Genomic DNA, 14,563 nt, shown 5'->3' with positions numbered 1-14,563 from the left:
TTGAAATATAGAGATAATGCGATGAGTTTTTCGATCTACCGGAGCGTAATGCGTTCCACCTTTCCGACAATGAAAATATAAGAAAACGCCCCGATAAAGGCGACAGCGCCGACAAACAGAATCGCTCCGTTGTATGAACCGGTCGCAGAGACGATAAACCCGATGATAAGCGGCGTAATAATACCGGCCATATTGGCGAAAAAGTTAAACACGCCCCCTGCCAATCCGATTGTCTCGCTTGGCGCCACTTCACTCAGCATCGTCCAGGAAATATTGGACATGCCCTGCGCAAAAGAAGCAATGGATAAGATCACCAAAACCGCCGGGGAAGAGTCCGTAACATTCGCGAGCACGATGGAGCCCGTCAGCAGAAGACCGAGGATAACGGGCGTCTTTCGGGCAACGTTCACCGATACGCCCCGCTTCATCATGCCGTCAGACCAAAATCCGCCGAACAATACGCCGAAAAAGGCGGCGATATACGGGATTGATGCGGCGAAGCCGACTTTTAAGAAAGCCATGTGCTTTGCCTCCGCCAGATAAGTCGGAAACCATGTCAAAAAGAAGAACAGCGTGGACGCTACGGCGAATTGGCCGATATACAAGCCGACAAGCTTGCGGTATTTAAGAAGCTGGACGAAATCCCGCCACGTGATCCTGCCGGCTGATTCAGACACCTCTGTCAGCCCGCCGCCTTCTTTAATATATTCAAGCTCTTCCCGGTTCACTTTTCGATACCGGTTCGGCTCCTGATACTTCTTAAACCAGAAAACGGAGAAAACAAGCCCGAGCAGCCCTGAGGAAATAAAGACGGCTCGCCAGTCGAATGCCGTTAACACCCAAAATAAAACCGGTGTGGCGAATGCCAGCCCGACATATTCCCCCGCTGTGTAAACCCCAGTCGCAAAGGCGCGTTCCCTCCTCGGAAACCATGTCGTGACAATCCGGTTGTTTGCGGGAAAGGCAGGCGATTCAGCCAGTCCGATAATCAGGCGGCAGCCGAATAAAAATCCGAAACTGGCCGCAAAAGCTTGCACTCCGGTGAAAACCGACCAGACAAATAAAGAAACTCCGTACGTCCGTTTTGACCCGAATTTGTCCAAAATGAGCCCGCCGGGAATCTGCATACCCGTATAGGTCCAGCTGAATGCGGAAAATACGACGCCCAAAAGAGCGGGGCTTATGTTCAGCGAAGTCTGAATGGACGGGGCGGCGATGGATACACTTGCACGGTCTATATAATTAATCGCAGTGATAAAAAACAAAAGAATCAGTATCACATAACGAGCGCGAGTCGGTTTATTGCGGACGGGCCTGAAGTCCGTCAGCTCCGTTTCATTTTTCAATGGCTTCTCCCCCTTACTCGAATGAAATTAATTGTACAACACTTCGAGCAATTATTTAATACTTTGACGCAAAAAAGCGCTAAACAATTTGTGTTCAATACTGACCGGATGCACCGCTTCCATAAAAAAAGTGTTTACCCTTTTCGTCTGTTTATCCGCAGCTTATCCGGGGAAAAAACACATATAGGATAGACAGTTAACGGGAGGATTACCGATGAAACTGAGCTTTTGCACGACAGGGTTTAAAAAAAAGCATATTCTCGATGTCATTTCTTTCGCAAAAGAGCACTCCTTTGACGGAATCGAACTGTGGTACGGCCACGCCCAACAATATATAAAAGAAATCGGCCCGCTCGACAGGCTTGATCAACAGCTTCAGGAGGAAGGCTTCGAGGTGCCCGCTGTCAGCTTGTACACTGACTTTGCCACTCAGGATGAAAGGCAGGCGTTAAAGGATGTTCAAAGGGCATTAAGCGCGGCACGGCAGCTTCACAGTCCCCTGATCAGGGTCTTTGCGGGCAACCTGGCTTCGCGCCGGACGTCACCGGAAAAGTGGCAGAGCGCGGTTGATCAATTTCAGCAGGCGGCATGGCTCGCAGATGACTATGAAGTCGATATCGGGCTTGAGATTCATTACGATACGTACGCGGATACACCGGAAGCGGCGCTGGCATTTTTAGAGGATGTCGGACATCCGCGGGTCCGCATTATTTTTGACGGCTCCAACCTTCACGTCAATCACGTGGATCAAATGCCCGCTTTAGAAAAACTGTATCATACCGTCAGCCATATCCACCTGAAAAACTATCACTGGAATTTTGACAACTGGTATCTCAGCAGGCCGGTGTCTGTTCTGCAAGGCGATTTACGGCAGGAACCCTTTCTGAAAGAACTGTTGAACAGGCAATACGGCGGATTCGTGTCACTCGAATACTTCGGTCGTCATGCTGAAGCGCATATGAAAGAATCTCTGAATGAGATCAGGCACTGCTTTCATAAGAAATAAAAAAACCTCCCTTTCAAAAGGGAGGTTTTTTTATTTTTATTTCCACCAATCATCAAACATTGATGCTGGCACTTGACGCTTATGTTCCGTACTGAGATAGCGTTTTTCCAGCGCCTCAATCACTTCGGAAGAAACGTCCTTGCCTTCTAAATAATCATCAATGTCATTGTATGTGATGCCGAGCTCTGTCTCGTCCGTCTGCTGCGGCTTTTCATCGAGCAGATCGGCCGTCGGTAATTTCAAATACAGACGTTCCGGTGCGCCGAGCTCTTCTAATAAACGTCTGCCCTGTCGTTTCGTTAATCCGGTCAGCGGCAGCAGGTCAGCTCCGCCGTCACCGTATTTCGTGAAGAAACCGGTCACCGCTTCAGCCGCATGGTCGGTACCGATGACAAGCAGCCCCTCTTGTCCGCCGATGGCATATTGCGCGATCATTCTCATTCTGGCTTTTACATTTCCTTTGTTAAAATCAGTCAGCTGATCGCCCGTTTCTTTTTTGTACTGATCGGCGAACGCGCTGACAGCGGACTTAATATCAAACGTCCATGATTTATCAGGCTTAATGAATTTAAGTGCCAATTGGGCGTCATCCTCATCCTGCTGTGCGCCGTGCGGAAGACGGACGGCGATAAACTCCGCGTCTCCGCCATCCTCTCTGATGCTTTCAGCCGCCAATTGGGCGAGGCGTCCCGCAAGCGTGGAATCCTGCCCCCCGCTGATGCCGAGCACAAAGCCTTTGGCACCTGTTTTTTTCAAATATTGTTTCAGAAAGTTCACTCTGTCCTCAATTTCTTGTTTCGGATCAATTGAGGGTTTTACATGGAGATCATTCATAATTTGTTTCTGGATGCTCATCCCAATCACTCCTCCTGCATTGTTTCTTTATGATTCATTTCCCGTTCATGCTGAAAATGAATCATGCCACTATGTACGACTCTCTGTTAAATATAGCACAGGTGCAGTTTTTAAGTGAATCAAATACACCGGGATCAGCTGATTTCCACCCGCAGCGCCGTAATGCTGTCTCCGTTGCATTTTCCTTTTTCGATCGGACAGGATGAAAACGCGACGACGAGATCCATTTCCGCACGAAGCCGTACGTAATCACCCGCGTCAGACAGAGGCGTTTCGACTGACAAGTTCCCCTTCTCATCAAGCACCGTATTCATAAAGATGGCAAACGGGTAATGCATATGCGGCCGCGGCACCCCGAATGGTTCAAGCGCCCCGCTCATATTGTCATAGCACGTATCCTGGAGCTCGTCTTTATGCTTTCCGTATAAAAGCCTGTTCATATCCGGGCGGCAGGCTGGAAGCAGCAGGTCATGCTTGCCGACAGTATCTTCAATCAGCGTCAGCATCGGCTTATATAAATTTGAATAAATATGATCGCCTGTTTTTACATGAATGGACTGATTGGCATCAATCGTCGCGCCCTGATCAAGATGCTCATAAAAGTCTTTGGCATGATACGCCGTAAAATCAGCCACCTGCTGCCCTTCCACATCGACTACTTTTATAATCTGCCCTTTGTGAACCTTCAGGCCGAGCCCTTTTTTCGGCGGTACGATAAATTGCTGTGTCATCAGACTGCTCCTTTTTTCTTCTATTATGAACCCCGGTCGTTTGTTTCATGTAAAGCAATTTATTGGATGTATATTCCCGTTCTGCCGGCCGCAATCTAAGCTTTGATAAAGGGGTTGAATTACATGGGTAAATCACAGGACCAGCCTAAAGGAAATCTCGCTTGGTGGCAGCTCTCTTTAATCGGCGTCGGCTGCACGATCGGGACGGGCTTTTTTCTCGGGTCCAGTATCGCTATTGTCAAAAGCGGATATTCCGCGCTGATCTCATTTCTTATTGCCGGGCTCGGCACCTATTTTGTCTTTGAGCAGCTCGCGAAGCTTTCGGCTAAGCAGCCCGAAAAAGGGTCTTTTTGCGCTTATGCGAGAAAGGCTTTCGGCTCTTGGGCCGGTTTCAGCAACGGCTGGGTGTACTGGTCGTCTGAAATGCTGATTACGGGAAGCCAGCTGACAGCCATCTCGCTGTTTACGAAGCATTGGTTTCCGAATATGCCGCTGTGGATCCTCGCCTCCATCTATGCGGTGCTCGGTCTTTTAATTATTTTTACGGGGCTGTCCGTTTTTCAAAAAACGGAGAATGTGCTCGCTGTTGTCAAGACGGCGGCCATTTTTATGTTTATCGTCATCGCCATTTTGGCGCTGTGCGGTATATTTTCTCATAAACCGGATGTCCAGGTGCCGAATGAATCAAAGGATTTGTTCCCGCACGGAGCGATGGGTTTGTGGACGGGGCTGATTTATGCGTTTTACGCTTTCGGGGGAATTGAAGTCTTGGGGCTGATGACCGTACATTTGAAAAAGCCGGAGGAAGCCTCAAAATCAGGCAGACTGATGCTTATCGTTCTTGCGGTGATTTACGTCATTTCTCTCGGCCTGGCGTTATTGTTAGTACCGCTGGGTAAATTCACCGAACAGGACAGCCCGTTTATTACATCTCTGAAAGGCTTTCATTTAGATATCATTCTTGATATTTTTAACGGGATTTTTATTATTGCGGGGTTTTCTACGCTCGTCGCCTCGCTGTTTGCCGTGACGACATTGCTTTGTACGATGGCTGATGACGGAGATGCGCCGAAATGCTTCAGATTGAAGGAAAATAAAAAAATCTGCTGGCCTGCGCTCGGATTGACATTCGCCGGACTCATCGTCTCCATCATCCTGTCTTTGGTGCTGCCGAAAAATATATATGAACACATGACCACCGCGGCAGGCCTGATGCTTCTGTATACATGGGTGTTCATTTTGTTCTCAGGCAAGAAACTGATCGAACCGACAAAATCGGGAACGGCACAGATTTTTATCGCCCTGGTGCTGATTGCGGCCGCCGTCTCCGGGACGCTGTTTGAGAAATCGAGCCGGCCCGGTTTTCTGGTCAGCCTTTGTTTTCTCGCCGTCATTGCGATCGTGACATGGATCGTACAAAAAAAGCAGGGACACAGCCCTGCCGGATCATAGCTTAAACAATCTTTTCAAATAGGAAAAAGGACATTTTGACACTTGCGTCTCATCATCACGGAGGAAATATTGCTTCCATTCTAAATTGTCTTTTCCTCCGTACCACCCCAATCGGGGATGAAGAGGGGCTTCGTCGTATGCCTCTAAACGTTTTCTGATCAGCCGGCTCATATTGCGTCCGAACGCGGTTGAATCATTTAACCCTTCGAAAACCCATCTCGGCTGAAACGCCAGCATAAAAAACGGGAAGCTTCTGCTTTGTCTCGCTTCATGCGCAGGCGTTGCGCACAGAATAAAATACGGCTCGCCGTCAAAGCAGAACTCCCATTTATAATGTTCAGGATCTTCCGGCATATCTTCCGGCCAGTCTTTCGGGTCACAGCCGCTCAGCCGGTTTAAAAAAGACCAGAACATCTCTTCATACGCCTCAATGGAATAATGCTCAGCTAAATCCTCAGGCGTATCAAAAATCACAAGCAGCGACGCGTATCTTCCGGTTTCCCTTGAGATTTTTCCGTATTCAGACAGCAGCATCCCCACTTCCTCCGGGGTCCCCTGCTCACGGGGATCACCCGCAAAGGATATCCGAAGCTGATCTGTCAGAAATCCCTGACGTCCGGGTATGCACGGAAACGTATCCGCTTCATCGCCTACTTTTTCTGATAGAAGCTCAAAAGCGATTCTCTGCCAATTTGGCAGATCCAATAACTTTTCCTCAAGGCAACTTTTTGTGTACAGCCCGCTGGCCATCGTCCCACCTCCAGTATCGTCATGATACGTTATGATGGGGATAGGCGATGGGTGACAGTCCTTCTATTTATGAGATGAGCATTTGAATCCCCTGCCATCCGAAATAAAAACCAAAAACGATCAAAGACACACCTGCCGCTCCCGTCAGCCAGCGAAGCGCTTTTTCGTGGAGAAGATTTCTGAAAGTGCTTGCGGCAATCGCCATGCAGAAATCCCAGATCAAAATGCCGAGAAGAATGCCGGAGCTGTAAATCAAAAGCTGGTTTGCATCGAAGGATTCAGCGGTTTTGGCGAGAATGCTGCCGTATATGCCGAGCCAGAATAAAATGCTCAGCGGATTGGAAAGAGAAATAAAAAATCCCGCACCGAATGTTTTGTAAAAAGCCGGTTTTCCTTTTCCGCTTCTGACGTTCATGGCTTCCCTTATATTTTTTAACGTTTCGACGCCCGTGTAGGTCAGCACGAAAAAACCGAAAAGCCACAAAAACGTTTTCACGAAAGGCGCCGTCAAAAATTGAGACAGCCCGAAATAGATCAGAATCATATACAGCCCGTCTGCCGCCATGGCGCCAAGACCGAAAATCCATGCATGCCAAAAGCCGTTCTTGATGCCTTTGTCAATTTGCGCCGCATTGACCGGGCCGACAGGTGCTGACAATGACAGCCCGAGAACGATGTAGCTTAAAAAGATGTTCATTGGCTTCCCCCTCATTCATGCAACTTGTACAAATTATTCATGAATGGGCCGGGCTATGATATATTATTTTAATTTCTCAAGCTCATCTTCCATTATGTCTGTCACTTTTTTGAGAAAATCGAATATCAGGTGCAGTTCTTCTTCTTTATATTGCCGGCAAAGGCTGATGGTGGACTGGGATAAGGAGCTGAACAATTGTTTCACGTTCGCTTTTCCGGCTGTCAGCGGCACAATGATCACCCGCCGTTTATCTTCAGGATCTTTTTTCCTCATGACATATCCCGCTTTTTCGAGCCGGTCAATGAGCGCCGTTACCGAACCTGTGCTGAGGCCGGTTTTTTTCCCAAGCTCCCCCGCGGTCATCGGGCCTGCTTCATTTAAAATATCAGCTGATTTCAAATCGGTCGGAAACAGACCGAGAGATTGAGCGGCCGCCTGATGAAACAGGATCGTCCTTGTGGCCATCTTCCGGAATAACTGTATCGTGGTTTCCTCCGTCTCGCTTCTGGTATTTCTTGTTGACAACTGACAGGCCTCCCTATAAAATCAATTTATCTTGACGATCAAGATAATTTTCGGCAAATCTATTATGATCATAGCAAATTTGATGATCAAAAGTAAGTATAGGAGGAAAAAGCATGGAACAAACAGCCGCGAAGGACGCCTCGACGAAGTTTGTCGTCATCGGCCTTTTGCTGGGCATTTTAATGTCGGCTATGGACAATACAATCGTTGCCACCGCGATGGGAAATATCGTGGCGGACCTCGGAAGTTTCGATAAGTTCGCATGGGTGACGGCATCATACATGGTAGCCGTAATGGCCGGTATGCCGATTTACGGCAAACTGTCCGATATGTACGGGCGGAAACGTTTCTTTTTATTCGGTCTCATTCTTTTCTTAATCGGATCGGCATTATGCGGAATCGCCCAAACAATGGACCAGCTCATTATTTACCGCGTCATTCAGGGAATCGGCGGAGGCGCGCTGATGCCGATCGCTTTCACCATCATTTTTGATTTATTTCCGCCGGAAAAACGCGGAAAAATGTCGGGGATGTTCGGCGCCGTTTTCGGCCTGTCCAGCGTTCTCGGGCCGCTTTTAGGCGCGCTTATTACCGACTCCATCAGCTGGCACTGGGTATTTTACATCAACGTGCCCATCGGCATTCTATCGTTATTTTTCATTCTTCGTTATTATAAAGAATCACTTGAGCACAAGAAACAGAAAATCGACTGGGCCGGCGCGATTACGCTGGTGGTTTCCATTGTCGGTCTGATGTTCGCTCTTGAGCTCGGCGGAAAAACGTATGATTGGGACTCCGTTCAGATCATCGGTCTGTTCGCTGTGTTCGCCGTGTTCTTTATCGCCTTTTTCATTGTAGAAAGAAAAGCGGAAGAACCGATTATTTCTTTTTGGATGTTTAAAAACCGTTTATTTGCTACGGCACAGATTCTGGCGTTCCTTTACGGAGCCACATTTGTGATTTTAGCGGTATTTATCCCGATTTTCGTTCAGGCTGTGTACGGCAGCACCGCGACAAGCGCGGGCTTTATTTTGACGCCGATGATGATCGGTTCTGTTATCGGAAGTATGATCGGCGGAATTTTCCAGACGAAAGTACGGTTCCGTAATTTGATGCTGATCTCCGTGGTCGCTTTCTTTATCGGAATGCTGCTGCTTTCCAATATGACTCCGGATACGGCGCGCACGATGCTGACGGTATTCATGCTGATCTCAGGATTCGGCGTCGGCTTCAACTTTTCACTGCTGCCGGCCGCGTCCATGAACGATCTCGAGCCGCGCTACCGCGGGAGCGCCAACTCAACAAACTCGTTTTTGAGATCATTCGGCATGACGCTCGGTGTGACGATTTTCGGAACCATCCAGACGAATGTGTTTACCAACAAGATGACCGATTCATTCAGCGGCATGAAAGGAGCGGGCGGCGCGATGCAGAACATCGGAAATCCTCAGGACATTTTCCAGGCCGGCACGCGCGCTCATATTCCGCCGCACATTCTGGATCGCATTATTGACGCAATGTCGCAGAGCATCACGTATGTATTCACGCTTGCTCTGGCGCCGATCGTCATCGCAGCCATCACCATTTTGTTTATGGGAAAAGCGAGAGTAAAAACCTCTCAGGAAATGGCGAAAAAAGCGAATTAAAAAAAGCAGTACATGGCATTTGCCATGTACTGCTTTTTTGTTTACTCCGCGAAATGCGGAGCGAGAATGTCTTTCAGCACGTTTGCGCTATGGCTGAATTGACGCTGTTCTGTTTCGTTCAGTTCAAGTTCCGTCACACCGGCGATGCCGTTCCGATTGACGACGGCCGGAATGCCGATAAAGACGTCGTTTACACCGTATTGCCCGTCCAGATATGTGCTGACGGTTAAAATACTGTTTTCATTACGCAAAATCGCTTTTGTGATGCGGGCGAGGCTCATCGCCACTCCGTAATATGTCGCGCCTTTTTTCTCAATAATATGATAGGCGGCGTTTTTCACATCGTCCACGATCTGATCCAGCTCGTCCTGTTTGTAAGCTGCATTTTTCTCCAGCAATTGCTGCACCGGCACTCCGCCGATATTGGCGTGACTCCATACAGGAAGCTCGGTATCGCCGTGCTCGCCGATAATGTGGGCGTGTACGTTTTGCGGAGCGGCTCCGAAATATTCACTCAGCATATAACGGAATCTCGCAGAATCCAGTGTCGTGCCGCTGCCGATGACGCGTTCTTTCGGCAGACCGCTGAATTTCCATGTCGCATAAGTGAGAATGTCGACCGGGTTTGTGGCAACGAGGAAGATGCCGTCAAATCCGCTTGCCATGACTTCACCGACAATGCCTTTGAAAATGGCGAGATTTTTTTCGACCAGCTCAAGTCTCGTTTCGCCCGGCTTTTGGTTGGCTCCGGCACAGATGCACACGATATCGGCATCCTTGCAATCTTCATACGTTCCGTAAGACGTTTTCACCGGATGAGGCGCAAATGCCTTTCCGTGATTTAAATCCATGACATCTCCCATGGCTTTTTCTTTATTTAGATCAATGATCACAAGCTCATCTGTGATCCCTTGGTTAATTAACGCAAATGCATAACTGCTTCCAACAAAACCTGCTCCGATTAATGCTACTTTGTTCACTCGTTCGTTCATCATGTATGCTTATCCTCCAGTGTTTCGTGGTGTCTGTTTTATTGTGAAGTATTTCACATTTATATTGTGCACTATTTCACAAACTTTTGCAAGAGAAAAGTTTTGTCTTGAAAACCCCCCAGATTTTTGACAGAATCCTAAAACGGTTGGGTTTTAGGATTCTGTCATCTTTTCAGCTTGATTAAATCATTGAAGGCGGCGCTTAGTCAGGCATTCTGAGAAATCCTGATTTCTCTATTCATTAATGCCGAAGATAGCCATTCAAACCAGAATTGTTATACAAACCATTCTGCACATAATCAAAGCCGGGCTGGTTCTGTCCGGGCACTTGGGCGCTGCCATTGTTAAAAATCACTTTGGCGTCGGCCGTATCCGCATTCTCAGGCAGCGTCAGCGTGTAAATTCCATCTGCATTCTTAGTCATGGCTTTCCCCGGCCACGATCCGGTTAATTCTATGGCCCTGCCTCCATCATGTTTATAGATATAAGCATTTACCTGGCCCCAATGGTCCGGATTCTGATAGCCAATGATGTTGGCTTGAGACGGGTCTTTTTTGACAAACGTGTATTCTTGGGTTCTTGCTGCACCCTCGCTGTTCGTTCCGGTTAACTTGATGTCGTATGCCGTGCCGATTGGATCTCCTTTTCCGATCGTCAATCGGTCCCCGTCCTTAAACACCGTCTGCTGCCCATTATTGATCTGATAAACGGCTTTTGTTGTTTTCGCATTTGCACGCAGGGTGACCGTCAGCTGATCGTTGAAAGAATGGACTGTCCCCGTTTGATAATTCTCAAGGAAGACATGAGGCGCATTTCCGATATCGTCAGGATAAAGAACAGCAACGGATCTGGCATTGATCGTGCCTGTCAGTTTACCGTTCGTCACTTGAAATGAACCGGTGCCGGCTCTATTATCATACCTGCCGTCAGGTAATTTCGTTGACGTATTGACGGCAACGGCAGACGATCCTGCATTTGCCAGCACAACGCCTTTTGAGCCGCGCTGATTCATAAAGATTTGATTGTTGCCATTCGGATTTGAGAGTTCCTCAGGCTGCCCGGCCATTTCGTTGTGAAATTGATTGACCGCAGTGATCGCCTGATCTTTAAATAAGGCACTCCCGCGATCGCCTATTTGACTTTTTCCGGGAAATCTTACACCATTTCCTCCGCCCTCAGGTCTGGAAAAGAAAAGAGGTGTACTTCCTGAGCGGGAACCGATCACTGCCCAGCCTAAACGGATATCGTCATCGCTCATCCATGTAGACTCTTCCTCATCATTGGCATACGTATCATGTGATTCCACCCATGTGACCAACTTGTCCGCAGACACATCAGATGCATAATGGGAAATATTCGACACACTCAGATTGCGGTTCTTCAAGGCGGACCTGATGGAATGCCCATAATTTGAAGCGGTCACATTCATATAATTCGCATAAGCAGTATCTCTGGACGCGCTGTCTTGCAGGATTTCTCCGTATTGGAATTCCGCCGCTGTATTTGTGATATTCGGCCAAAATCGGCTGCCGTAATTCCCGTCATCCGGAAGCTCTATATGCTTGGCGGCATCATAACGGAATCCGTCCGCTCCGTCATTCAATGCTCTTTCCAAGAAGCGTTTCAGATAGGTTTGCACCTCAGTATTTTGAGTATTCCAATCATACAGCCCCAATAGTGAATTTTGAGTGACATCCCATCTGTCCGACCAATTTTTAATTTGTGTGTTTCCATGGGTCCAGTTTGGAATACGCTTAATCTCGTCAGAAATCGCGCCATAATCACTGGTCGTATGATTGATGACCGCATCGACAATGACTTTTACGCCATATTTTTCTGCGGCTGCGCACATGTCCTTAAATTCTTGTTCAGTTCCTAAGTAACGGTTGCCGATTTGGTACGATGTCGGCTGATACAGCCAGTACCAATTCCTCATGCTCTTATCTCCTTGGTTCCCTTCCTTTACTTGGTTAATCGGAGACGTCTGAATGGCTGCATAGCCTGCATCACGAATATCTTTCATATTTTGTGTTAACGTATTGAATGACCAATTCCAGGCATGAAGGATGGTTCCGCTTTTGACTGAAGATGCGGTCACCTCATTTGATTTGTCAGCGGTTTCAGCGTTTGCAGCCGCAGGCCCTGACAAAACCAAATGAAACAGCAATAAAAATCCGGCGAATAACGGCAGTAAAGAGGTTTTGAATCGTTTTTCAAACATTTTTGACACTCCTTATTTGATTTTTTGAAGACTGACTGCGGAGTCAAAAATTCCTCTTACCCTTTCTTCAGCTTCCTCCTTTCGAATGTTGTGAAGACTGGAGAATTTTGTTAACGCTTTCATTTCAACTTATCACACACTCTCTATCAAAGCAACGTGTCAGAGTGAAATCAAATCTATATTCCTATCAGATCAACAAAAAAAGAAACCACCTATCAAGATGATTTCTTTTTCACTTCTTTTATCGCTCTTCTGTAAGACAGCTTCACAATGACATACCGAAGCAAAAACAGAACGCCTCCGCAGACGATAAAAAGAAAGATCATTTTCAGCCAAGCAAAGAATGTATGGGGCAGCCCCCTGTCGTACATCGTAAGCGCAGCTGCCGCAAAAGCAACCGCAATTGAATCGATCCGCTGCTGCTTCACTCGTTTTCGCAGTTCTTCCTTGGTGTCTATTCTCGGCATGAGCATTCCCGCCGCTCCTGCTCTGATACAATAATAAACAATTATAATGAAGAAAACCGCCAAGCTTCCGGCCCATTCCCTAAACGGACAGTTCAGGACAAGCCCGCGTACGATGATATCAAGCAAAGACAATGTGCCCACAAGCATTCCGACTTCTGACCAAATCATTCGTTCTTTCTCTTTCACACTCTCACTCTTTCCATTCACGTTTGAAAGTCGGTTCCGATGCTGATTCATGACTTCCTCCCGTACTTTTAAGAATGGCTTACAACTCCCATTATATCTTGCCGATTCATAATGATAAACCGAAATATCATTGACAAAAACGTTTAATAGGGACCCCATTTGATCAAAACGCCTATGCAGATAAACACCAGGCCGATCACAAACCAGATCAGCGCCAGCGGAACCATAAAGCGCAGCCACTTTACGTACGGAATACCGCTTGCGGCCAGTACGGCCATCAATACGCCCGATGTCGGATTGACACAGTTTACAACGCCTTCTCCGAGCATGACCGCTTCAACCGCCACCTGTCTCGTGATGCCCATCAGATCGGCAAGCGGAGCCAAAATCGGTATAAATACAACCGCCTCCCCCGATCCTGATGAAATCAGAAAATGAAGCAGAGCACTGGAAATATACATTCCGATTGCGCCTGCCATCGGGCTGAAACCGTGGAGCAGTGACGCAAGTCCATTGACTACCGTATCAAGCAGCTTTCCGTGTTCCAGGATAACGGAAATGCTTCTCGCCATTCCGACGATCAGCGCGCCGTAAACGAGACCCTGGCAGCCTGTGATAAACGTTTTTGCGATATCATTTGCCGCCATCCCTGCAATCAGTCCGGAGACGATCGAGATGAAAATGAACACGGCGGCCATTTCTGAATCAGACCAGCCAAGGGTTAGCGCACCGTACAAAAAGCCGGCAAGCGACAAAGCCGCAACAGCCAGAATCAGCTTATGGCGGACAGTAAACGGGACATGCTTGTCCTCCTGATCAGAAACCTGCCGGATTGAGCCTGCCGCCGGAAACCAATCGTTCCCCAGCAGACTGGCGTCCTTTGCTTTTCTGAGTCTTCTCGTATACCGATAAATATATAAAATAGATGATAGCAGAAAACAAATGTAGACGGCAATCCTCAGGCCGATGCCGGAAAACATCGGCAGCTCCGCGATGCTTTGTGATAACCCGAGCGGTGAAGGTGATAGAATCGTCGCGTTAAACCCCGCATAACAGCCGATATAAATGACGGCTGCTCCGGCCACGGCATCCCATTTCAGCGAACGGGCGACGATCAGGCCGATCGGAATAAAACCGATCACGGAATTGACGACGATGCCGGTTGTGCCGAGAATCGAAAATAGAGATCCGACAATCGCAATAAACAGCAGCTGTTTTGTGCGGAATGTACTGATCACGTTATTAATCAATCCATTGATGGCGCCCGTTTTCTCTAAAATCGCAATGGTGCCGCCCGTAAACAGGATCAGAAAGATAATCGGTGCGGAACTTGTCATCCCTTCCTGAATCGCGGTAAAAAAGGCGATCGGGCTGACAGGGGACTGATCCAGAGAATGATAACTTCCAGGGACGGCAGACGTCACACTGCCCTTTGTCACCCTGTCGAATTCTCCAGCGGGAACGATGTACGACGCTATCGCGCAAAGTAAAGCGACAATGAACAGCAGCACATAAGCATCGGGCATGACAAACATTTTTTTCTTTTTCAATACAGGTTCGGTCTTCGGCACAGCCATAACATCACCATCCCGCTTCAAATTTATAAACTATTCAGAAAATACAGATATGTGCTATATTATATACAGACCGATTGCCTGTTTTCAATATCAAAAATAAAAAACAGACAGC

General features: G+C 47.8%; 13 protein-coding genes. 3 read left to right on the top strand and 10 right to left on the bottom strand.

Annotated features, from left to right (window positions below; translation table 11 throughout):
* Window positions 1-35: 35 nt before the first annotated feature.
* Entirely contained in the window at window positions 36-1,346 is a 1,311-nt protein-coding gene (locus AADZ70_RS16590) for an MFS transporter (protein WP_342007343.1), read from the bottom strand.
* A 214-nt stretch (window positions 1,347-1,560) separates the two neighbouring features.
* Between AADZ70_RS16590 and AADZ70_RS16585 the strand changes: the two genes are divergently transcribed.
* Entirely contained in the window at window positions 1,561-2,352 is a 792-nt protein-coding gene (locus AADZ70_RS16585) for a sugar phosphate isomerase/epimerase family protein (RefSeq protein ID WP_342007342.1), read from the top strand.
* A 36-nt stretch (window positions 2,353-2,388) separates the two neighbouring features.
* On the opposite strand, the gene nadE is transcribed toward AADZ70_RS16585, so the two are convergent.
* Both nadE and AADZ70_RS16575 read right to left on the bottom strand, forming a co-directional pair.
* Window positions 2,389-3,207: an ammonia-dependent NAD(+) synthetase gene (nadE, locus tag AADZ70_RS16580; protein WP_342007341.1), complete on the bottom strand. Its 819-nt coding sequence runs from the start codon at window positions 3,205-3,207 to the stop codon at window positions 2,389-2,391.
* A gap of 134 nt (window positions 3,208-3,341) precedes the next feature.
* Window positions 3,342-3,938, bottom strand: a complete 597-nt coding sequence (locus AADZ70_RS16575) for a DUF1989 domain-containing protein (RefSeq protein WP_011996295.1) — start codon at window positions 3,936-3,938, stop codon at window positions 3,342-3,344.
* Window positions 3,939-4,061: 123 nt separating this feature from the next.
* Between AADZ70_RS16575 and AADZ70_RS16570 the strand changes: the two genes are divergently transcribed.
* The gene (locus AADZ70_RS16570; protein ID WP_342007340.1) at window positions 4,062-5,390 is read left to right on the top strand and encodes an amino acid permease; all 1,329 of its coding nucleotides are present in this window, start codon (window positions 4,062-4,064) and stop codon (window positions 5,388-5,390) included.
* Here the strand turns inward: AADZ70_RS16570 and AADZ70_RS16565 are convergent.
* From AADZ70_RS16565 to AADZ70_RS16555, 3 genes are all read right to left on the bottom strand, one after another.
* A complete protein-coding gene (locus AADZ70_RS16565; RefSeq protein ID WP_047476161.1) occupies window positions 5,385-6,140 on the bottom strand; it encodes a YqcI/YcgG family protein in 756 nt (251 codons plus the stop codon). The genes AADZ70_RS16570 and AADZ70_RS16565 overlap by 6 nt on opposite strands.
* A gap of 67 nt (window positions 6,141-6,207) precedes the next feature.
* Window positions 6,208-6,837 (bottom strand): LysE family translocator, encoded by a 630-nt coding sequence (locus tag AADZ70_RS16560; protein ID WP_014469715.1) that lies wholly within the window; start codon window positions 6,835-6,837, stop codon window positions 6,208-6,210.
* Between the two features lie 63 nt (window positions 6,838-6,900).
* Entirely contained in the window at window positions 6,901-7,362 is a 462-nt protein-coding gene (locus tag AADZ70_RS16555; protein WP_099744963.1) for a MarR family transcriptional regulator, read from the bottom strand.
* Between the two features lie 113 nt (window positions 7,363-7,475).
* Between AADZ70_RS16555 and AADZ70_RS16550 the strand changes: the two genes are divergently transcribed.
* On the top strand, window positions 7,476-9,008 hold the full coding sequence (locus AADZ70_RS16550; RefSeq protein WP_099744964.1) for an MDR family MFS transporter: 1,533 nt from the start codon (window positions 7,476-7,478) through the stop codon (window positions 9,006-9,008).
* 41 nt (window positions 9,009-9,049) lie between these two features.
* Here the strand turns inward: AADZ70_RS16550 and AADZ70_RS16545 are convergent, their stop codons facing one another.
* The 4 genes from AADZ70_RS16545 to AADZ70_RS16530 form a co-directional block, all read right to left on the bottom strand.
* Entirely contained in the window at window positions 9,050-10,003 is a 954-nt protein-coding gene (locus AADZ70_RS16545; RefSeq protein WP_049627853.1) for an L-lactate dehydrogenase, read from the bottom strand.
* A gap of 238 nt (window positions 10,004-10,241) precedes the next feature.
* A complete protein-coding gene (locus tag AADZ70_RS16540; protein ID WP_342007339.1) occupies window positions 10,242-12,221 on the bottom strand; it encodes a starch-binding protein in 1,980 nt (659 codons plus the stop codon).
* A 215-nt stretch (window positions 12,222-12,436) separates the two neighbouring features.
* Window positions 12,437-12,925, bottom strand: coding sequence for a DUF6773 family protein (locus AADZ70_RS16535; protein WP_016936826.1), 489 nt, complete (start codon window positions 12,923-12,925; stop codon window positions 12,437-12,439).
* Window positions 12,926-13,017: 92 nt separating this feature from the next.
* Window positions 13,018-14,451, bottom strand: coding sequence for a YfcC family protein (locus AADZ70_RS16530; RefSeq protein WP_016936827.1), 1,434 nt, complete (start codon window positions 14,449-14,451; stop codon window positions 13,018-13,020).
* Window positions 14,452-14,563 lie beyond the last annotated feature (112 nt).

The sequence above is a fragment of the Bacillus sp. YBsi01 genome (assembly GCF_038406745.1).
Taxonomy (GTDB): Bacteria; Bacillota; Bacilli; order Bacillales; family Bacillaceae; genus Bacillus; species Bacillus siamensis.
Note: the sequence above shows the minus strand (reverse complement) of the source record. Positions and strands in the feature narration are given on the sequence as shown.